22 protein-coding genes are annotated in these 18,333 nt (G+C 41.3%); 17 read left to right on the top strand and 5 right to left on the bottom strand.

The window, feature by feature from the left end:
• Window positions 1-8: 8 nt before the first annotated feature.
• The 5 genes from FOC45_RS10485 (at window position 9) to FOC45_RS10465 (ending at window position 5,689) form a co-directional block, all read left to right on the top strand.
• Window positions 9-1,742: a TonB-dependent receptor gene (locus FOC45_RS10485; RefSeq protein ID WP_009390353.1), complete on the top strand. Its 1,734-nt coding sequence runs from the start codon at window positions 9-11 to the stop codon at window positions 1,740-1,742.
• Between the two features lie 67 nt (window positions 1,743-1,809).
• Window positions 1,810-2,721 carry a 1,4-dihydroxy-2-naphthoate octaprenyltransferase gene (gene menA, locus FOC45_RS10480; RefSeq protein WP_009390354.1) on the top strand — a complete coding sequence of 304 codons (912 nt, stop codon included), beginning with the start codon at window positions 1,810-1,812 and terminating at the stop codon, window positions 2,719-2,721.
• 119 nt (window positions 2,722-2,840) lie between these two features.
• The gene (locus tag FOC45_RS10475; RefSeq protein ID WP_009390355.1) at window positions 2,841-3,524 is read left to right on the top strand and encodes a metal-dependent hydrolase; all 684 of its coding nucleotides are present in this window, start codon (window positions 2,841-2,843) and stop codon (window positions 3,522-3,524) included.
• Window positions 3,525-3,728: 204 nt separating this feature from the next.
• On the top strand, window positions 3,729-4,898 hold the full coding sequence (locus FOC45_RS10470; protein WP_009390356.1) for a toxin-antitoxin system YwqK family antitoxin: 1,170 nt from the start codon (window positions 3,729-3,731) through the stop codon (window positions 4,896-4,898).
• Window positions 4,899-4,915: 17 nt separating this feature from the next.
• Complete coding sequence (locus FOC45_RS10465) at window positions 4,916-5,689, top strand: superoxide dismutase (protein WP_009390357.1); 774 nt, start codon at window positions 4,916-4,918, stop codon at window positions 5,687-5,689.
• A 110-nt stretch (window positions 5,690-5,799) separates the two neighbouring features.
• On the opposite strand, the gene FOC45_RS10460 is transcribed toward FOC45_RS10465, so the two are convergent.
• The 5 genes from FOC45_RS10460 to FOC45_RS10440 form a co-directional block, all read right to left on the bottom strand.
• Entirely contained in the window at window positions 5,800-6,666 is an 867-nt protein-coding gene (locus FOC45_RS10460) for a hypothetical protein (RefSeq protein ID WP_034539579.1), read from the bottom strand.
• Window positions 6,667-6,733: 67 nt separating this feature from the next.
• Window positions 6,734-7,624: a hypothetical protein gene (locus FOC45_RS10455; protein WP_034539574.1), complete on the bottom strand. Its 891-nt coding sequence runs from the start codon at window positions 7,622-7,624 to the stop codon at window positions 6,734-6,736.
• Between the two features lie 100 nt (window positions 7,625-7,724).
• A complete protein-coding gene (locus FOC45_RS10450; protein WP_009391574.1) occupies window positions 7,725-9,512 on the bottom strand; it encodes a chloride channel protein in 1,788 nt (595 codons plus the stop codon).
• Between the two features lie 432 nt (window positions 9,513-9,944).
• Complete coding sequence (locus tag FOC45_RS10445) at window positions 9,945-10,328, bottom strand: hypothetical protein (protein ID WP_009391575.1); 384 nt, start codon at window positions 10,326-10,328, stop codon at window positions 9,945-9,947.
• Between the two features lie 6 nt (window positions 10,329-10,334).
• Window positions 10,335-10,619 (bottom strand): hypothetical protein, encoded by a 285-nt coding sequence (locus FOC45_RS10440; protein ID WP_009391576.1) that lies wholly within the window; start codon window positions 10,617-10,619, stop codon window positions 10,335-10,337.
• A 115-nt stretch (window positions 10,620-10,734) separates the two neighbouring features.
• Between FOC45_RS10440 and accD the strand changes: the two genes are divergently transcribed.
• From accD to FOC45_RS10385, 12 genes are all read left to right on the top strand, one after another.
• Window positions 10,735-11,589, top strand: a complete 855-nt coding sequence (gene accD / locus FOC45_RS10435) for an acetyl-CoA carboxylase, carboxyltransferase subunit beta (RefSeq protein WP_009391577.1) — start codon at window positions 10,735-10,737, stop codon at window positions 11,587-11,589.
• Between the two features lie 74 nt (window positions 11,590-11,663).
• Window positions 11,664-12,113, top strand: coding sequence for a hypothetical protein (locus FOC45_RS10430; RefSeq protein ID WP_009391578.1), 450 nt, complete (start codon window positions 11,664-11,666; stop codon window positions 12,111-12,113).
• A gap of 2 nt (window positions 12,114-12,115) precedes the next feature.
• Window positions 12,116-12,310, top strand: a complete 195-nt coding sequence (locus tag FOC45_RS10425; protein ID WP_009391579.1) for a hypothetical protein — start codon at window positions 12,116-12,118, stop codon at window positions 12,308-12,310.
• Between the two features lie 64 nt (window positions 12,311-12,374).
• Window positions 12,375-13,400 (top strand): diphosphomevalonate/mevalonate 3,5-bisphosphate decarboxylase family protein, encoded by a 1,026-nt coding sequence (locus tag FOC45_RS10420; protein WP_009391580.1) that lies wholly within the window; start codon window positions 12,375-12,377, stop codon window positions 13,398-13,400.
• Window positions 13,401-13,433: 33 nt separating this feature from the next.
• Window positions 13,434-14,285, top strand: a complete 852-nt coding sequence (locus tag FOC45_RS10415; RefSeq protein ID WP_009391581.1) for a YwqG family protein — start codon at window positions 13,434-13,436, stop codon at window positions 14,283-14,285.
• Window positions 14,286-14,296: 11 nt separating this feature from the next.
• On the top strand, window positions 14,297-15,154 hold the full coding sequence (locus FOC45_RS10410; RefSeq protein WP_009391582.1) for a YwqG family protein: 858 nt from the start codon (window positions 14,297-14,299) through the stop codon (window positions 15,152-15,154).
• Window positions 15,155-15,163: 9 nt separating this feature from the next.
• The gene (locus FOC45_RS10405) at window positions 15,164-15,997 is read left to right on the top strand and encodes an SDR family oxidoreductase (protein ID WP_009391583.1); all 834 of its coding nucleotides are present in this window, start codon (window positions 15,164-15,166) and stop codon (window positions 15,995-15,997) included.
• Window positions 15,998-16,009: 12 nt separating this feature from the next.
• A complete protein-coding gene (fsa, locus tag FOC45_RS10400; RefSeq protein ID WP_009391584.1) occupies window positions 16,010-16,663 on the top strand; it encodes a fructose-6-phosphate aldolase in 654 nt (217 codons plus the stop codon).
• A 9-nt stretch (window positions 16,664-16,672) separates the two neighbouring features.
• The gene (locus FOC45_RS10395; protein WP_009391585.1) at window positions 16,673-17,326 is read left to right on the top strand and encodes a peptidase E; all 654 of its coding nucleotides are present in this window, start codon (window positions 16,673-16,675) and stop codon (window positions 17,324-17,326) included.
• Window positions 17,319-17,903: a zeta toxin family protein gene (locus tag FOC45_RS10390; protein WP_009391586.1), complete on the top strand. Its 585-nt coding sequence runs from the start codon at window positions 17,319-17,321 to the stop codon at window positions 17,901-17,903. Before FOC45_RS10395 ends, FOC45_RS10390 begins: the two co-directional genes overlap by 8 nt.
• Complete coding sequence (locus FOC45_RS12015) at window positions 17,893-18,045, top strand: hypothetical protein (RefSeq protein WP_009391589.1); 153 nt, start codon at window positions 17,893-17,895, stop codon at window positions 18,043-18,045. Before FOC45_RS10390 ends, FOC45_RS12015 begins: the two co-directional genes overlap by 11 nt.
• Before the next feature lie 28 nt (window positions 18,046-18,073).
• Window positions 18,074-18,310 (top strand): bacteriocin immunity protein, encoded by a 237-nt coding sequence (locus FOC45_RS10385; protein WP_009391591.1) that lies wholly within the window; start codon window positions 18,074-18,076, stop codon window positions 18,308-18,310.
• Window positions 18,311-18,333 lie beyond the last annotated feature (23 nt).

Below are 18,333 nucleotides of genomic sequence, written 5' to 3'. Positions count from 1 at the left end.
GATAAAAAATGAACAGATATATTACACTTATAGGTTTATGTATAGCGACTGTACTCCCTGCGATAGGGCAAAGTCGCAAGGATAGCCTCTCTACCAAAGTGGTAGATGTGGTTAAATCGTATGCCCCTACCATAGCCGATGCCAACAAAAAACGCGAAGATGCTAAGCTGAAAGACTCCCTTACAGTTAAGAAAAAAAAGATAGCCTACAGCATCAACTCTGTCCCAGTAGCTTCTACTTTCGTACCCGAAAAAGGGAAACCTGCGGTGGTAAAACCTAAGGTTATCCGCGAAGATTACACCACCTCATACGTGGGCGGAGGCGTCGGATTACTCAATACGCTCTATGCCGACGCTAATATCACTTACCCGCTGACCGATAATGGCAGGCTCTCTCTGTTGGTAGACCATATTTCGGCTAGTGATGATAATGAGGATATTATCCCAGAGATGAACTACTCACTTACCGATGCCTCTCTGCACTACGACTATCAAAGTCAAGAGATGTTGTGGGGGCTAAAAGGTTATTTCGGTAGAAGTTTGCATAATTGGTATGGCATACGCCCTAATGTCTTTACCCGTAATGATTTGCGCGGCAAGGTAGACGATATGCAGCAGATTTACCTCCGCTATGGTGTAGGCGGTTACTTGCAGTGGCAAAACCCTTACTTCAAAGGCTTAGATTTTACTGTAGATGCCCTTAACGACCATTTCAATAGCAAAGAAGTCAATCTAAAAGCACAACCTACTTTCGAAGTACCGCTAACCGACGAACAGTTAGTACGCGCCCAATTGCTCTTAGATTATTACGAAGGTAGTTTTTCACGCCAGCATAATACGCTTAATGAGCTCACTAACCGTTGGATGCTCTTCGGACTAACTCCCACATATCAGCTGATGATTGATAACTTAAGCCTAAGGCTCGGGGTGAGTTTGCTGTATGTAGATGCTAACCGCTCCGACCAAGATAAGTTTAAGGCTTATCCTGCTGTAGAGGCTACCTACACCCTAAGCGATGACGCTATCTTAATTGGTGGCATAAAAGGCACTATGCAGCAGAATACTTTGTCAAAGCTCAGCAAAGAAAATCCTTTTGTAGCACCAATGCTCGAGCTCAAACCTACTAATGTACAAGCCGATGCTTTCGTAGGTATCAATGGCAAGGTAACCACCGATTTGCAGTACCGCCTACAGGCAAGCTACCGCCAGAGCAAAGAAAAACCGCTCTTCACTACTTTCACCGAAACGCCTACTATCGCTAGCGAGATACTACCTTATCAGTATTATAACGCCTTCAAGGTAGTGTATGATGAGGTAAATGATGTAGAGCTATTAGCAACCCTCAGCGGTAAGCTAAAGGACGTTGTAAACTTCACTTTCGAAGGACAATACAACCACTACAAGGCGCGTACACAGATGGATAATACAGCGTGGAATCTACCCAGCGTAAAGGTATCGCTTTATACTGATTTTAGAATATTGCCTACCCTATACGCAGGTATGGACATTTTCTATATCGGCAATCGCTATGATTTAGACTATGTGCTGCCTACTACCGTTACCCCAGAGAAAATCACTCTTAATGGTTATTTAGATGTAAATCTCCACGCCGACTATACTTTTAGCAAGCACTGGCAAGTATTCCTAAAGGCTAATAACCTAAGCACTCAGCGCCATACCCTTTGGGCGTATTACCCTTCACAAGGGCTACAAATATACGGTGGGGTTAGATACCTGTTTTAGTGATTTTGATAATTTTTCACATTAGCTAATTTGCTAATATATAATTATTTCGTACTTTTGTGCCTTGATGAATGCAATAACTCTTGTCAAAGCGGCTCGCTTACGCACCTTGCCGCTATCAGTATCGGGTATTATCACAGGTAGTGCTGTAGCCCTACGCGAAAAACCTGAGGCTTTCCGTTGGGATATATTTCTGTTAGCGCTCCTCACTACGGTACTTTTTCAGATACTCTCTAACTTCGCCAATGATTATGGCGATGGGGTAAAAGGTACCGATAATGAGCACCGTATAGGTCCAGCCCGTGCCTTACAGAGTGGGGCTATCACCCGCCAACAGATGAAGCGAGTAGTGCTTATCACTGCGGCTCTTTCTATACTCTCAGCAATCGCTCTGATAATAGCGGCTTTTGGTAGCGAAAACCTACTTTACACGCTGGTGTTTTTTGTGTTAGGATTGCTTTGTGTAGCAGCAGCTATCAAGTATACCGTAGGGAGTTCAGCCTATGGCTATCGCGGATTGGGCGATGTGTTTGTATTCGTCTTTTTCGGCTTGGTCAGTGTGGTGGGCAGTCAGTTTTTGTATACCCAACAGATAGATAAGGCAGTATGGCTACCCGCTATAGCTATCGGACTATTGAGCGTAGCGGTACTCAACCTCAATAATATGCGCGATTACGAAAACGACCGCCGTTCAGGCAAGCATACTCTGGTAGTCAAGATGGGCATTTCATTAGCCAAATATTATCATTATTATTTGGTTGTAATAGCTATGGTAGCGATGCTCGGCTATTCAGTATGGCGCTTACAAATGCGTTGGCAGTTGCTGTACCTTATAGCCTACTTGCCTTTGGTAGTGCATCTATTGTCAGTAAAACGCAATACAGAACTACGACTCTTAGATAAAGAACTCAAAATCGTAGCAATGAGCACTTTCTTGCTCTCGGTCTTATTCTTTATCGGCATCTATACTAACATCTAACGACTAGCGACTAACGACTAACGACTAACGACTAACGACTAACGACTAACGACTAACGACTAATGACTAACGACTAACGTCTAACAACTAATAAACTAACGTATAATTCAATAATAACTATGGAAGTAATTTACTACGGACACGCTTGTGTGGGTATCCGAATAGGCGACACCCACCTTCTTATCGACCCTTTTATCTCTGAAAACCCTTCAGCGAGTCACATCAATGTAAATGATGTACCTGCCGACTACATCCTCATCACTACGGCTCAGCAAGACCATACTTATGATGTAGAGAGCATCGCTAAGCGTACTAATGCTAAAATTATCTCTAATTACGAGATTTCTAACCATTATTTCAATTTAGGCATCGAAAATTCACACCCTATGGACTTAGGAGGGGCTTATAATTTCCCTTTTGGTTCAATTAAGATGGTACCTGCTTTGCACTCTTCTACTTTCGATGACGGTAGTGCCGGTGGTTGCGCTTGTGGTTTTATCATCAAAACCTTAGATAAAACTGTTTACGTAGCAGGTGCAACAGCTTTGCACTTCGATATGCAGCTTATTCCTGTGCGTTATAAAGTAGATTTAGCCGTATTGCCTATAGGTGGCAACTTTACAATGGATGTTGAAGATGCCATTATGGCTTCTGACTTCGTAAAGTGCAACAAAGTGTTAGGCTATCACTACGACACCAATCCACTTATCAAAATTGATGATAAAGACTTAGCTGTACGCAGCTTTAAAGCCAAAGGCAAAGAGTTAATTCTCTTAGGGGTAGGACAAAAAGTATTAGCTTAGTATTAAATAGCAGAAATTTGCTAATTCCCAAATTTGCTAATTTGCTAATCGGCTAATTGGCTAATTGGCTAATTTTCCCAGTATGTCAAAGAACGAACTGAAAGTCTTAAAACTTTTACGGCGCAAAGTTCTCACCTTTTGGCAAACTGAGCAAATACTTGTTGCGTGATGATACAACCTTGTCAAATAAACAGTCAATAAAAAATGAAAAAACTTTTACTTATTACCGCACTGCTTATAGCCTCTAACGGCTTAGCTCAGAAATACTTATCGCAATACGATATAGACGAAGAGCGCTTTGGCAACGAACGTATCTTCACCCTAAGCGCTAACGACGAACCCTTAGAGGGTGCCTATAAGGTAGCCATTGGGGGCGGCGATTACTACGAAGCTACCTTCAAAAAAGGTAGAATAGACGGTGCCAAAAAAACGTATAACGACAAAGGCGAACTTATTGTGGAAGGACACTACAAAAATGGTTTGCCCGAAGGAGCTTTTACCCAATATCGCGAGGGCAAGGTAATACGCCTCACTACCTATAAAGACGGAAAGTTAGACGGCAAGAGCGCCCGCTATACCGATAAAGGGGTGCCTGACTACGAAACTTTTTATAAAGACGGTAAGAAAGAGGGTGAGTGGAAGTACTACGATGACGAAGGCAAGGTTGAGCGCATCGAAACCTACAAAAACGATGAGAAGAATGGTAAGTGGTGGCGCAAAATGGTCAGCAACCACGGCAATTACACCACTACCAAGTACTATACCAATGGCAAACCTTCAGGCAAATGGGTAGAACAGTGGGAAAATGGCTTGCTACGCGAAGAGCGCGACTATAAAGACGAAAAGACCTATACTCAGCGCAATTATCATCTAAACGGCAACCCTAAGAGCGAAGTGTCGTATAAAGACGATAAGCTGCACGGAGCTCGCAAGAACTTCAATGGGGCAGGTGTTTTGCAAGACGAACAAGTGTTCGATGCTGATAAGCTCATTGCTCGCAAAATCTACCACTCTAATGGCAGATTAAAAGAGGAAACCAATTATAAAAACGATGAGAAAAACGGTAAGTACACCCTCTATAACGAAAATGGTACCCTCAATGAAGAAGGCGAATATAAAAACGACTTCAAAGAGGGCGTATGGCGCGAGTACCAAGAGAATAATGTGCTGTACCGCGAACGTACCTATGTAGGAGGCATTCTCAACGGCGCGATGAAAATATATTACCCTAGCAAAAAAGTAAAAGAGGAAGGAATGATGAAGGACAACTACAAGCAAGGTGTCTGGAAGCACTACGACCGCACAGGGCGCTTAGCATACGAAGAAGAGTACCAACAAGGCACAGTAGTAAAACGCAAAGATTTTGACGAATAAAACTCAAATTATTTTATATGAAACTCAAAAACGCAATCACACTTTCTGCCATAGCATTGGCTACAATGCTCGGCACCACAGACCTTTATGCACAACAGAAGAAAGGTAAAAAATGCAAAAAGACAGAGCAAAGCTGTCAAAAACCTAATTATGGCAAACCCTCTGAGGTAAAAGCTAACGAAGGCGCTTTCAAAATAAAGCCTTTAGCATACGATTATGATGCCGTGAGCAGCTACATCGATGCTGAAACGATGTACATTCACTTCTCAAAGCACTATGTAGGGTATTTAAACAACCTCAATAAGGCAGTCGAAGGGAAGCCTGAAGCACAGAAGACTATAGAGCAGCTCCTCAGTACGCTCGATATGAGCAATGCAACCCTAAGAAACAACGCAGGGGGCTACTACAACCACAATTTGTATTTCGAACTCATCTCACCAAAAGGGGGAGGAACCCCTACCGGAGCCTTAGCAGCAGCTATCGACCGCGATTTTGGCAGTTTCGAGAACTTCAAAAAAGCCTTTAGCGAGGCAGGAGCTAAACGTTTCGGTTCAGGTTGGGCGTGGTTAGTAGTCAATAACGGCAAGTTACAAGTAGTGAGTACCGCCAATCAAGACACCCCATTAATGCCAAACTTAGAGGTTTCAGGCACCCCCATTCTTGCTATGGACGTATGGGAACACGCCTACTACCTAAAATACCAAAACAAACGCGCTGATTATATCACCAACTTCTTCAACGTAATCGATTGGACTAAAGTAGCCCAAAAATACGAAGAAGCCCTAAAATAGTATGATTTTCGTGTATGGGTTCCCCCTTTGAAGTGGGCAAGGGGGATGTTTACAATATAAAAAAAGCTGTTCTTTTGTAGAACAGCTTTTTTTATGCTTATATTTTAGTATTAATACGTAAGCGTTTGGGTAGCCGTACGTCCGTCTGTTGATTTAATAACTATCTGAGTAGGTTTGTTTTCATTGTTATAAACGTATTCGCGCACAGTAGAACTTGTTTTAGGGAAGTTCTTTTGTGCTACATTCACAAATCTTTTGTAGTAGTGAAAGTTTATTTGTCTAAACGCTACAGAAGTTACTTCAGGAGCTATAAACGCAAAAGCTCCACGCCCATTGTAGTTGGCACCATTAGTGTAAGTGAAATTCTGTACATATCCGTTGTACTCATCCTTAGTTACATTTCCTTTGCTGTCTAATGTGTAGTTGGTAGTAGTTGAAAAACTGCCTCCTCCATTATCGCGAACTTCTACTCTTGTAGCCACTACAGAGGTACCTTGATAGGTAAACTGAGTAGTAGAGGTAGCCCCTCCGCCAACTCTTATTTCTTTACTTACTTCACCTTGCTCATTATAAGTAAAAGCATAGTTTGTTACATCACCCCAAGCACCTTTTTCTACTACACGTTCTACCTGCTTTTTGTTGTTATAAAAAAGCTCTACAGTAGTAGGAGTGTTTTGCCCTGATGATTTTTGTACAGCCTTAGTAAGATAGTTTTCAGAGTTATAAGTAAAAGTACAAGTCTCTACACTACCATAAGCACTTGTGTAAACAGACTCTCTAAGCAAACGGTCTGTTACAGTATGAGTAAGAGTTGAAACCCCAGCTCCTTCTTGAGTAACGATAGTTTTAGGGTACTCAAAATTTACTATATAAGGGTTTGTTTCTTGTGGAGCAGGTTGTTCCCCTCCGTTATTATCATCTTTTTTGCAGGCTACCACAGCAAGGGCAGCTACTGCTACTAATAAAAATTTCTTCATTGTAGTGTGTTTTTAAGGCTTAAAAAAACTTTGTCAAAGTCCTGAGACTCTGACAAAGTTTAATAGATTAATAGTTGTAGACAGTAGTAATAGTAGTAGTACCTCCTAATCCTCCTGTTTGTACTTCTACACTTTTGGTTACTACATTACCATTATACTCGTATGAATAAGTATGAACAAGTGTGTCGTACTGAGTGCGTGAGGTCTTTTTACCTGGGTTATTAGAACTTTGTACAAGACGTTCTTTGTCAGCATAAGGAATAAAATTACCATAAAGATCAAAGATAGTAAAAGGAGATTTGCTACCTAAGTTTAATTTATTATCGTAATTTTCATAGGTAGTAGTACCTATATCAGTACCCTTTGTTTCTACTACATTCTTACCACTTAAAGTATGAGTATAGGTTCTTGCAGGATAAGTAGGGTCGTGGTCTTTATCTGTTACAACTACTTTATTAGCAATGCTATAGTCGTAAGTATAGTCGTGTTCATCAAATTGTCCTGGTATACCAACATCTGCTTTAGAAGTAGCGCTCACTACTTTTCCTTCAGCATTATGAGTATACTGATAAGTAGCAGTTTGGCTACCTGAAAGTACTAATTTAGTAAGTAAACCTTTTGCATCGTAAGACAATACATAAGACTGACCTGTAGTTACTACTGAAGTAAGGAAGTTGTTAGCGTCATAATTCAAGGTATAAGTACCTCTGTCACTAAAAGCTATTTTTGTTAATAGTTTTCTAGCACTATCTACTGTGTAGGTAATAGTACGAGAGCTAGTGCCAGTAGCATTTTCTGTAGTAATTACTAATGATTTAGGGTAAGTAAAATCTACAGTCGTAGGTACAGAACCTTGGTCTGCCTTAACAGGTGGTGCAGGCTGCTCCCCACCATTGTCGTCTTTTTTGCAGGCTACCACAGCAAGGGCAGCTACTGCTACTAATAAAAATTTCTTCATAATGTGTAAGTATTATTATTAAACGGGGCAAAGGTAACGTTTATTTTCTATACTTACCGTTAAATAAAAGTTAAATTTGTATTCTATTAGTAGAGCCCTATCACTGCGTAAAGTATATCAACTTCCTCCTATAAATACTCAACAACTTCGATTTAGAGATAAAACCATAATACCTACCATCAGAATGCACCACCGGCAGGTTCCACGCACCTGTATGCTGAAACTTGTCCATTACCGTGCTCATCTTATCCTTACCCGATACTATTGTCGCAGGGGCAGGCTGCATAAGCTCTATTGCCGCAATCTTATCGTAATAATCCGACTCAAAAATAAGGTGACGTATATTGTCAAGCAGAATTACCCCTTTTAGAACACCCGTTTCGCGCTCTAATACAGGATAAATATTCCTATTCGATACCCGCACCACATCCATCACCACCTCGCGCAGCTTCATATCAGTATAAACAGGTACGAAGTTGTGCTCTACCACCTGCTCAAAGTCCATTAAGGTCAGTATCGATTGGTCTTTGTTTTGCGAAATAAGCTCCCCTTTGCGTCCCAATTCCATAGTGTAGATAGAGTATTTGTTAAAATACTTAGCCACCGAAAACGATACCGCAGCCGTCAGCATCGCCGGCACTAATAGCGAGTAACCTCCTGTCACTTCAGCGATGAGGAAAACAGCCGTCAGCGGAGCGTGTAGCACCCCCGTCATTAGGGCAGTCATACCCACAAGGGTAAAGTTAGGCAGCGCTGCCTTGTAGCCCAGTATCGGAAATTCGTTGATAATACGCGCAAAGCAATTTCCCATCACGCCCCCCATAAAAAGCATAGGCGAGAAAATACCCCCCACGCCGCCGCCGCCAAAGGTCAGCGAGGTAGCCACTACCTTGGCAAAGGTAAGCCCCGCCAATAGCAGAATGATAATCCACGTGTTCGACAAGTCCCAACCAAAAATATTCTTGCTAAGCGATAACTCAGGGTGTCCCTCCTTTAGGTGATTGATAATCTCGTGCCCTTCCCCGTATAACGGAGGCATTATATAGATAAGCAACCCCAAAAGAGCCCCACCTATCACTATTTTAAGGTACGGAGCCGTTATTTTCTTAAAAAAAGCATTGATTTTCTCATATACAAAAGTAAAATAAGCCGACATCAATCCCCCCACTATACCCAAAAGAATGTAAAACGGAATTCCTTGCAGCGAAAAGGCGCGAGTGATAGTCATCGGTATAAGCACCTCACTGCCAAAGAAAAAATAAGAAGTAAACACCCCGCAGAGCGAAGCGATAAACAGAGGAATGAGCGATGATAGCGTCAGGTCAAGCCCAAACACTTCTATAGCAAATAGAATAGCCGCGATAGGCACTTTAAAGATAGCTGCCAAGGCTGCCGCGCAAGCACAAGCCAAAAGCAACATACGGTTCGACTGGTTGATGTGAAAAAACCGACATATATTAGAGCTTATCCCAGCCCCTGTTACCACCATCGGACCTTCCAATCCCACCGACCCCCCAAAGCCAATAGTAATAGGGGCTACCAGCAGACTCCCATACGCCTGAAAGCGCTTCATCACTCCTTTTTGGTGAGCTACGGCATAGAGTATCGAGGGTATCCCGTGATTCACATCGTGGCGTATCACATATTTTTTAACCCAATACACCGCTGCAAAGCCGATAGTAGGCAGCACAAAGTAAAAGCCATAAGTTACCGTTTGGGCTAATTGCCCATCTAACAGCCACTGAATAAAGTGAGTAAACGACCGCATCGCAAGGGCAGCCAGCCCAGTGATGATACCAATTACTCCGCTCAGTAGCAGAATAAATTGACGTTCGCTAATATGCTTCACACGCCAGATAAGGAAGCGTTTTAAGAAATGTTGAGTCATTTTTTTTCAATTACGGATAGTTCAGCTTTTTTAGTTACGGATAGTTCAGTTTTTTTAGTTATGGATAGTTTAGTTTTTTTAGTTACAGATAGTTTAGTTTTTTTAGTTACAGATAGTTCAGTTTTTTTAGTTACAGATAGTTCAGTTTTTTTAGTTACAGATAGTTCAGTTTTTACAAGTGGCAAAAGTACAAATTTATTTTGGATTACCACGCCCTCCCCACAATGTTTACATTTTCATCCCTCCCACCTGTCTCACTCGTCCCACTCGTCCCACTTGTCCCACTTGTCTCACTCGCCCCACATTCCCAGCCTTCTCAGCCTTCTCATTCCTCCCATCAGTCCCACATCTTGCCCGTGCGGCTTGCCTTTGTGTTATGCGTTAAAGCTTAGCATATAATGTTTTACCAACACATCTGATGCATTTCCATTATTATCTTTTAAAAAAATATAAACTATCAATTTCTCCCTCAGAGAAATATAACTCTATATTATTCTGCTTGATAATATTATCATCAATAATACTCCCTATTTTTTCTCCTAATTCATCTTTTGTTTTATCAAATATAAGTAAGTCATCTTCATACTCAAGCAATGTATTTTCTCTATTTTTTAGATTTCTTTCTACCATTATATAATAAAGATTTATATTTTCTTTGAAACAAAATTCTATTTTGAAATATAAATAATACACTACATACAAACTACTATACCTAGAAATAAAAAAATCTTGCGATATATTTTTTACAACATCAATATTAAATAGTTTTTTATCTATTGTATCATTAAAAAAATCACTAGTTTTTATCTTATACATAAGCTCTTATTTTTTTTCTGAATAGTCTGGTATATCTCTAAAAAGCTGTTTAGTTAGCCCCAACATATACTCGCATCCCACAATTGCCCTCATTTGTCCCACTTGTCCCACCTGTCTCACTTGTCCCACCTGTCTCACATCTTTGCCCGTGCGGCTCGCACTCCCACTCGCACTTCCCCAAAAATTTTTTCTCTTTACTCTTACACTATACTTACCATATACAAACGATACAGGAAGAGCGAACGAAAAGCGAAAAATCAGCGAAGTATAAACATCTAATAAAAATATCAAAAGTAGTATGTTTTACTTTTCAGTTATTCTAAAAAAATCGTTGCAAATATACGGTGTAATTGCCAATTAAAAAAAAATTTCTATCTTTGCAGTTCAATAAAAAGATTAATTAACTATGTCTTGGTTTAAAAGAACAGCAAAAGGAATACAAACCTCTACAGAGGAGAAGAAAGATATCCCTAAAGGATTATGGTTTAAATCGCCCAGCGGCAATATAGTAGAGCAAGATGAGTTGGTTACCAACTTCTACGTAAGTCCTGATGACGATTACCACGTGCGCATTGGCAGTAAGGAGTATTTTCAAATACTGTTTGACAATAATGAGTTCAAAGAATTAGATGCCAATATGGTCTCTAAAGACCCACTTTCGTTCGTAGATACCAAATCTTACGACAAACGTTTAGAAGAAGCCACTAACAAAACGGGGCTCAAAGATGCCGTTCGTACAGCGGTGGGCAACTCTAAGGGGGCGCCTATTGTCATTGGCTGTATGGATTTCGCTTTCATTGGCGGCTCTATGGGTAGTGTAGTGGGCGAGAAAATATGTCGTGCTATCGACTATGCTATCAAGCATAAACTCCCATTCCTTATGATTTCAAAATCAGGTGGAGCTCGTATGATGGAGGCGGCTCTTTCGCTAATGCAGATGGCCAAAACCTCTATTAAGTTAGCCCAGCTCGATGAGGCAAAGTTGCCTTACATATCGCTTTGCACCGACCCTACTACAGGGGGTATTAGTGCTTCCTTTGCGATGCTTGGCGACATCAACATAGCCGAACCAGGCGCGCTTATAGGTTTTGCAGGCCCACGAGTAGTAAAAGACACCACAGGGCAAGACCTCCCAGAGGGCTTCCAAACGGCAGAATTCGTTCTCGAGCACGGCTTTTTAGACTTCATCGTAAACCGCAAACAGCTAAAAGACACCGTCAATCTATATATAGATTTAGTGATGAATAGAAAAATCAGATAGTAGGTGTTAGCCGTTAGTGGTTAGTCGCTAGTGCTTAGACTATAAAAAAACAACTTATAAGACCAACATAACCAATGAATTTACCGAAGTACGATGTTTTGCCTGATGAAACAAAACATATTTATGAGTTTGTAAGTGAAGGAAAGAAAGGTTGTATATACAAAATGGTAAAGTTTCAGGAAACAAATTTAATAAATGTTTATAATTTAGGTTTCGGAGATGAAAATCCTATTACCGGTGAAATAGATGATAAAATTGTTTCTGATAACGGAGATATGGAAAAGGTATTAGCTACTGTTATCTCCATTATTTATGCTTTTACTGAAGAATTCCCTGATAAATGGGTATATATAACAGGTAGTTCACCTACAAGAACAAGGCTGTATAGGATAATTATTATGAAGTACTTATCTATTGTTGAAAGTGATTTCACACTGCGCTGTTGGCAAAATGGTGAGTGGAAAGATTTTTATCCTAATATCAACTGTCAAGGTTTTGTTTTAAAACGAAAAAACAATAAATAACTATGAGTACAGAAGAGAAAAAAGATTTAAAAACTATTGTAGAGAAAACAACAAGGAAAGTGCTTAAAGTAACACCTCATTATGTACTTTTAGAGCCCGACCCTTCGTTGGATAAATATGCTAATAAGGTACTTTTTCCTGAGAAATTAGCACAAGCTAATGAAGCATTAAGAATAGCAGGTAACCCTGAATTTTAGCCGTTAGCCCTCTAACATCTAACGACTAATAGCTAGCGTCTAACGACTAACGACTAACGACTAAATGATCACATTCAAAGCACCGAGTAATATAGCCCTTGTAAAGTACTGGGGCAAGAAAGGGGAGCAGTTACCTGCTAACCCCTCTATTAGCTTTACGCTTAGCCATTGCTATACCGAAACCTCTATTGCCTACCAGCGTAGAAGCGCCGCTACTATGGCTACTGACGCCCCTTTTTCTTTTGATTTTAGCTTCGACGGACAGCCAAAGCCGTCCTTTCACCCCAAAATCGAAGCCTTTTTTGCGCGTATTGCTCCTTATTTACCTTTTTTAACGGACTATCATTTCAGTATCCACTCGCATAACTCCTTCCCGCACAGCAGCGGTATAGCCTCGTCTGCTAGTGCTATGGCAGCGCTTTCAGTATGCCTGATGCAGGTAGCCAGAGAGTTAGGCTATACATACTCCGAAGAAGAGTTTTGGCAAAAAGCCTCTTTTTTGGCGCGTTTAGGGTCGGGTAGTGCCTGCCGCAGTGTCAAAGGTAGTATAGTGGTATGGGGGCAACATCCTTCTATTGTGGGCAGTTCAGACGATTATGGCATACCCTACCCGCTGCAAGTAGCACCTGTGTTTGCTGATTTTCAGGATACTATCCTGCTCATCGACCGTGAGCAGAAGCAAGTCAGCAGCACCGTGGGGCACAATTTAATGCACGGACACCCTTTTGCCGAGGCGCGTTTTTTGCAAGCCAATAGCAATATCGATCGCCTTATAGGGGCATTTGCTACAGGCGATATCGATACGTTTATAGAGGTAGTCGAGAGTGAAGCCCTCACCCTCCACGCAATGATGCAGACCAGCATTCCGTATTTCATACTGATGCGCCCCAATACTTTGGAAGTTATTCAGCGCGTATGGCAGTACCGCAAAGACACCAAAGTACCGCTTTGCTTTACCCTCGATGCCGGTGCCAATGTGCATCTGCTGTACCCTAAAAGCGTAAAAGACGAAGTACAAACGTTTATCAAAAACGAATTAGCACACTTTTGCGAAGAAGGGAAATATATTAATGACCAATTAGCCAATTAGCAAATCGGCAAATTGACAAATCGACAAATTCTTATGGATATTACTAAAGAGCAAGTTGAGGATTTTATAGAAGAGGTACTTCCGCTTACAGAGCGCGAGGTCATTAGCTATGAACTTTCGCCAGCTGAGGGCTTGCCTATCACTGATAGCAAAGTCGGAGGGGTACCTTATATTCCCAAAGGAGGCACTTTGCCCAGAACTTCTGACGGCTACCCGCTATTTATGATAGCGCAAATCAACTGCGAACAGTTGCCGCCAAACAGCTTCTATCCTAAAAAAGGACTCTTGCAGTTTTGGATAAGAGTTGTCGATGAAAAATTTATAGACGAATATAACCAAGGGGTTTGTAATCATAATGAAAGAAATGACCCCTTTAGCGATAACAACCGCAGAGTGTTGTATTACCCTACCCTTACCGAGGCAACTCCCTTTGAAGAGTTTCAAGCGGAATACCATTTTTATGATGAGTGTATGCCTCTGAAAGAGTCTAAGGAATTTGCAATGCACTTCACTAAAGAGCGCGAAGAGGTCAGTTATGCCCTTTCGTTCTTTCATCCTATCTTGGTACAAAAGTGGAATGAAAAGTTTGGCACCAATTACGCGCATTACCTATACGACTCACCTACTCAAATCCCCGACGAAATAGATGAGATTTTCAACGATTGGCTACCCGATGGGCAAGGTAATAAATTAGGAGGCTATGGCGAGGAAGCTGAGTATGGCAATTATTATCCCGATGATTACCGCTCTTTCCCATTATTGCAAATAGATTGCGATGATGATTTAGGCATAGATTGGATAGACGGGGTAGGGCTTTTCCTTATTAAGGAAGAAGAGCTTGCAGAAGCCGATTTTACAGAGGTGTATTACAATTTTCAGTTTTAAAATATAAAGCTATGGGAGTATGGCAATGGTTACAAACAATATTCAGTGAGGGGGAAGATAGACTAACAGATAAACAACTCACAAGGCTGGAGAACTTTGCCCAAGCGGTAAAAACAGCAACAGCTCGGCAGGTAATACATATACAGGCACTACCATCTGCTAATCTGTCAATTACCGATAGTAAGTTTGGCGGTATTCCTTACTTGCCTAAAGGCGCCACACTGCCTACAGCGCGTAATGGTAAGCCGCTGTTTATGTTGGCACAAATCAACTGCTCGCAGTTGCTTGAAAATAATATATACCCTAGAAAAGGACTGTTGCAAATATGGGTAGCTGCCAATGGCAAGTACGCTGGCAACCAATACTATTCTTATTCGCCCCATACACAACGCGTTATATATTATCCTACTTTAGAAGAGGCTACAGATTACGACAAATTTAAGCAGGTGTATCAGTTCGAGGGCAAGCCTTTGCCTTTTGCTCCTACAAAGGCCTATCGACTAATTTTCACCCAAGGCACTGATACTTTTTCTTATGAGCAGTTGCGTTTTAATCATTCGTTGCTGCCACTGTGGAAAACCTACTTTGGGGAGCAGCGAGAGAACTTTCTTCTTTTGCCTGAAAAGATAGCCGAAAAGCTCAAAGAGTTATTGCCTACCTCTCGAGGGCATCGTATAGGCGGCTATAGCGAGGTCGATGATAACGCTCAGGCGGTAGGTAGCGATGGCTTACCCAAAATACTACTACTGCGTATAGATACCGATGAGAAAGTAGGTATCCGTTGCAAAGATAACGAGGCTGTAAATTTTCTTATCGAAAAAGACGATTTTCAAGCGCTCGATTTTAGTAGGATACAACACTCTCTATAAAACAAACGTATGACAACAACCAATAGCAATCAGTCAGCCCCTAAAATAGTTCTTATTACGGGCGCGACTTCCGGTATAGGCAAACAAACAGCTTTGCTGCTCGCCTCTAAGGGCTTTTTGGTGTACGGCACGGCACGCAATGTCGAGGGCAAGAACCTTCCCTTCAGATTGCTACCAATGGACGTGCGAGAGCCAGCCACTATCAAGCAGGCAGTGCAGCAAATCCTCAGCGAGGTAGGGCGTATTGATATCCTTATCAACAATGCAGGGGTAGGTATCACAGGGGCGGTAGAAGAGCTGCCAGCCGACCAACTGCATAACGTTTTTGCCACCAACCTCTATGGCGCTATGTCTGTAGTGCAAGAGGTTCTGCCTACTATGCGTGCGCAAAAGAGCGGACGTATTATCAACATTAGTTCGATAGCGGGCTATATGGGTTTGCCTTTTCGCGGAGCCTATTCAGCCAGCAAAGGGGCTTTACTGCTGATGACCGAAGCCTTGCGTATGGAGGTAAAAGCCTTTGGTATAGAGGTCTGCACCATTTCCCCCGGCGATTATGCTACCGATATAGCCTCTCGCCGTTATCACACTCCCGTAAACGAAAACTCTCCTTATGCTGAGGTGTATGCAAAACAACTCCGCCTGATGAATGAGCACGTCGACAGTGGGGGCGACCCTAAAGAAATGGCCGAAAAGATACTCAAAGTAATCAACACCAAGCACCCCAAAGTGCATTATAAACAAGGCAGTTTCTTACAGAAATTTTCAATAGTCCTCAAACGACTTTTGCCCAGCAAACGCTACGAGCAAATGCTGATGAAACATTATCAATTAATAAATTAAAAACCAAGTAATATGAAATTCTTTATTGATACAGCAAATTTAGCACAAATTCAAGAAGCCCAAGATTTGGGCGTGTTAGACGGCGTTACCACCAATCCGTCATTAATGGCAAAAGAAGGCATCACCGGCAAAGAGGCGATACTCAAGCATTATACTAACATCTGCACGATTGTAGAGGGCGATGTTTCTGCTGAAGTAATTGCCACCGACTTCGAGGGCATCGTCCGCGAGGGCGAGGAGTTAGCCGCCCTTCATCCACAGATTGTTGTAAAAGTACCGATGATAAAAGACGGCATTAAAGCCATTAAATACTTTACTGATAAAGGCATCCGCACCAACTGCACATTGGTATTTTCTGCAGGTCAGGCGCTTTTGGCAGCCAAAGCAGGAGCTACCTATGTATCGCCTTTTATTGGCAGACTCGATGATATTTCAGCCGACGGACTCTCACTTATCGAAGAGATACGCCTGATTTACGACAACTATAATTTCGAAACCCAGATATTGGCCGCTTCAGTGCGTCATACGATGCACATTCTCGAATGCGCCAAAATAGGAGCCGATGTCATTACTGCCCCTCTTTCGGCAATCACCGGACTATTAAAACACCCTCTTACTGATAGTGGCTTAGCACAATTCCTAGCCGACGCCAAAAAATTGGGATAATTAACACAAATGAAAAAATTATTTTTAACCTCATCATTCAGTTCAGTAGCAAAATTATTTGAAGATTTTGCAGGTGAGCCCATAAAAGGAAAGAAACTAGCATTTATTCCAACAGCAAGTTTGGTAGAAAAAGTGCGTTTTTATGTCGATGATGATAGAAAAGCTTTTGAAAAATTAGGTCTTATCATAGAAGAATTAGAAGTTTCTACCGCTACTACCGAAGAAATAGCCCAAGCATTAGAGCGAAATGATTATATTTTTATCTCTGGAGGGAATACATTCTACCTAATGCAAGAACTAAAAAAGAAAGGAGCCGACAAGCTACTTATAGAAAAAATCAATAATGGAAAGTTGTACATAGGTACTTCAGCAGGTTCTATCATTGCTTCTCCTACTATTGAATTTGTTAGCGATATGGACGAAACCAAAAAAGCCCCTGAACTAACAGAATATTCGGGTTTGCATTTGGTAGAATTTTATTTTTTACCTCATTATCTGAATTTCCCTTACAAGGAAGCTTCTCAAAAAGTAGTAAATGACTATTCACAGAGAATAGATTTGCGACCTATTTCCAACAATCAAGTAATTACCGTTTTAGGTGATGAAATAAAAACACTTGAAAACCCAAACGAGCAGCAAAGAAATAGTTTTAATAATGTCTAAGCTCCCAAAACTCTATATCATAGCAGGTTGTAACGGTGCGGGAAAAACTACCGCTTCTTTTACCATTTTGCCCGAAGTACTCAACTGCAAAGAGTTTATCAATGCCGACGAAATCGCTAAGGGGCTATCGCCTTTCCAGCCCGAAAGCGTAGCTATGCAAGCCGGTAGAATAATGCTCGCTCGTATGGACGAACTATTGCAAAAAGGAGAAACTTTTGCTTTCGAAACTACTTTGGCTACTAAAAGCTATAAGCAAAAAATAGAATGGGCACAAGCAAATGGCTATGAGGTTACCCTATTGTTCTTTTGGTTGCGCAATGTAGCAATGGCAAAAGAACGTGTCGCTCAGCGCGTTGCTGAAGGAGGGCATAGCATTCCCTTAGAAACCATTGAAAGAAGGTATCATAATGGGATTGCCAATCTCTTTGCTATCTATATAGATATGGTAGATATTTGTTATATATTTGATAATTCAGAAGGGAGAAAGGAACTTATAGCTCAAAAGGAAAGGCATAAAGGTATCATAATTTATAACAACAACAAGTTTAACTTAATGAAAAATAATTATGAAAGATAAAATAACTAAGAAAGAGGGTCTAAAAGATAAACTTTTAAAAGGGTTAGATCTTGCTTATGAGCGAATGATTGTTGAAAAGCGCAAGAAACAACAGAAAATAGTAGTTTGGAAAGAAGGAAAAATCGTTACAATCACACCATAAGAATTAGTAAAGTTATCGAATTAGAATTATGACCCGAGAAGAACTCATACAATTGGGGAACCAAATCATAGAAGAAGACGATGACGATCGCCAAGAGGAACTAATGGAACGCTTCGATCGCAATGTACCTCACCCCGAGGGCAGTTCATTATTCTTCTATCCGGAAAACTACAACGCCCGCACTATGGATATTTCCTCCTACGACCCCACCGTCGAGGAAGTAGTAGACAAATGCTTGGCGTATAAAGCTATCATAATGAGCTAATAGTTGTAATTTATCAGAATCGT

The organism is Capnocytophaga sp. FDAARGOS_737, from assembly GCF_009730375.1.
Taxonomy (GTDB): Bacteria; Bacteroidota; Bacteroidia; order Flavobacteriales; family Flavobacteriaceae; genus Capnocytophaga; species Capnocytophaga leadbetteri.
Note: the sequence above shows the minus strand (reverse complement) of the source record. Positions and strands in the feature narration are given on the sequence as shown.

Bases quoted from the DNA above. Each gene is read 5' to 3' on its own strand.
- FOC45_RS10485 (WP_009390353.1), top strand. From the start codon at position 9: ATGAACAGATATATTACACTTATAGGTTTATGTATAGCGACTGTACTC.
- menA (WP_009390354.1), top strand. From the start codon at position 1,810: ATGAATGCAATAACTCTTGTCAAAGCGGCTCGCTTACGCACCTTGCCG.
- FOC45_RS10475 (WP_009390355.1), top strand. From the start codon at position 2,841: ATGGAAGTAATTTACTACGGACACGCTTGTGTGGGTATCCGAATAGGC.
- FOC45_RS10470 (WP_009390356.1), top strand. From the start codon at position 3,729: ATGAAAAAACTTTTACTTATTACCGCACTGCTTATAGCCTCTAACGGC.
- FOC45_RS10465 (WP_009390357.1), top strand. From the start codon at position 4,916: ATGAAACTCAAAAACGCAATCACACTTTCTGCCATAGCATTGGCTACA.
- FOC45_RS10460 (WP_034539579.1), bottom strand. From the start codon at position 6,666: ATGAAGAAATTTTTATTAGTAGCAGTAGCTGCCCTTGCTGTGGTAGCC.
- FOC45_RS10455 (WP_034539574.1), bottom strand. From the start codon at position 7,624: ATGAAGAAATTTTTATTAGTAGCAGTAGCTGCCCTTGCTGTGGTAGCC.
- FOC45_RS10450 (WP_009391574.1), bottom strand. From the start codon at position 9,512: ATGACTCAACATTTCTTAAAACGCTTCCTTATCTGGCGTGTGAAGCAT.
- FOC45_RS10445 (WP_009391575.1), bottom strand. From the start codon at position 10,328: ATGTATAAGATAAAAACTAGTGATTTTTTTAATGATACAATAGATAAA.
- accD (WP_009391577.1), top strand. From the start codon at position 10,735: ATGTCTTGGTTTAAAAGAACAGCAAAAGGAATACAAACCTCTACAGAG.
- FOC45_RS10430 (WP_009391578.1), top strand. From the start codon at position 11,664: ATGAATTTACCGAAGTACGATGTTTTGCCTGATGAAACAAAACATATT.
- FOC45_RS10425 (WP_009391579.1), top strand. From the start codon at position 12,116: ATGAGTACAGAAGAGAAAAAAGATTTAAAAACTATTGTAGAGAAAACA.
- FOC45_RS10420 (WP_009391580.1), top strand. From the start codon at position 12,375: ATGATCACATTCAAAGCACCGAGTAATATAGCCCTTGTAAAGTACTGG.
- FOC45_RS10415 (WP_009391581.1), top strand. From the start codon at position 13,434: ATGGATATTACTAAAGAGCAAGTTGAGGATTTTATAGAAGAGGTACTT.
- FOC45_RS10410 (WP_009391582.1), top strand. From the start codon at position 14,297: ATGGGAGTATGGCAATGGTTACAAACAATATTCAGTGAGGGGGAAGAT.
- FOC45_RS10405 (WP_009391583.1), top strand. From the start codon at position 15,164: ATGACAACAACCAATAGCAATCAGTCAGCCCCTAAAATAGTTCTTATT.
- fsa (WP_009391584.1), top strand. From the start codon at position 16,010: ATGAAATTCTTTATTGATACAGCAAATTTAGCACAAATTCAAGAAGCC.
- FOC45_RS10395 (WP_009391585.1), top strand. From the start codon at position 16,673: ATGAAAAAATTATTTTTAACCTCATCATTCAGTTCAGTAGCAAAATTA.
- FOC45_RS10390 (WP_009391586.1), top strand. From the start codon at position 17,319: ATGTCTAAGCTCCCAAAACTCTATATCATAGCAGGTTGTAACGGTGCG.
- FOC45_RS12015 (WP_009391589.1), top strand. From the start codon at position 17,893: ATGAAAGATAAAATAACTAAGAAAGAGGGTCTAAAAGATAAACTTTTA.
- FOC45_RS10385 (WP_009391591.1), top strand. From the start codon at position 18,074: ATGACCCGAGAAGAACTCATACAATTGGGGAACCAAATCATAGAAGAA.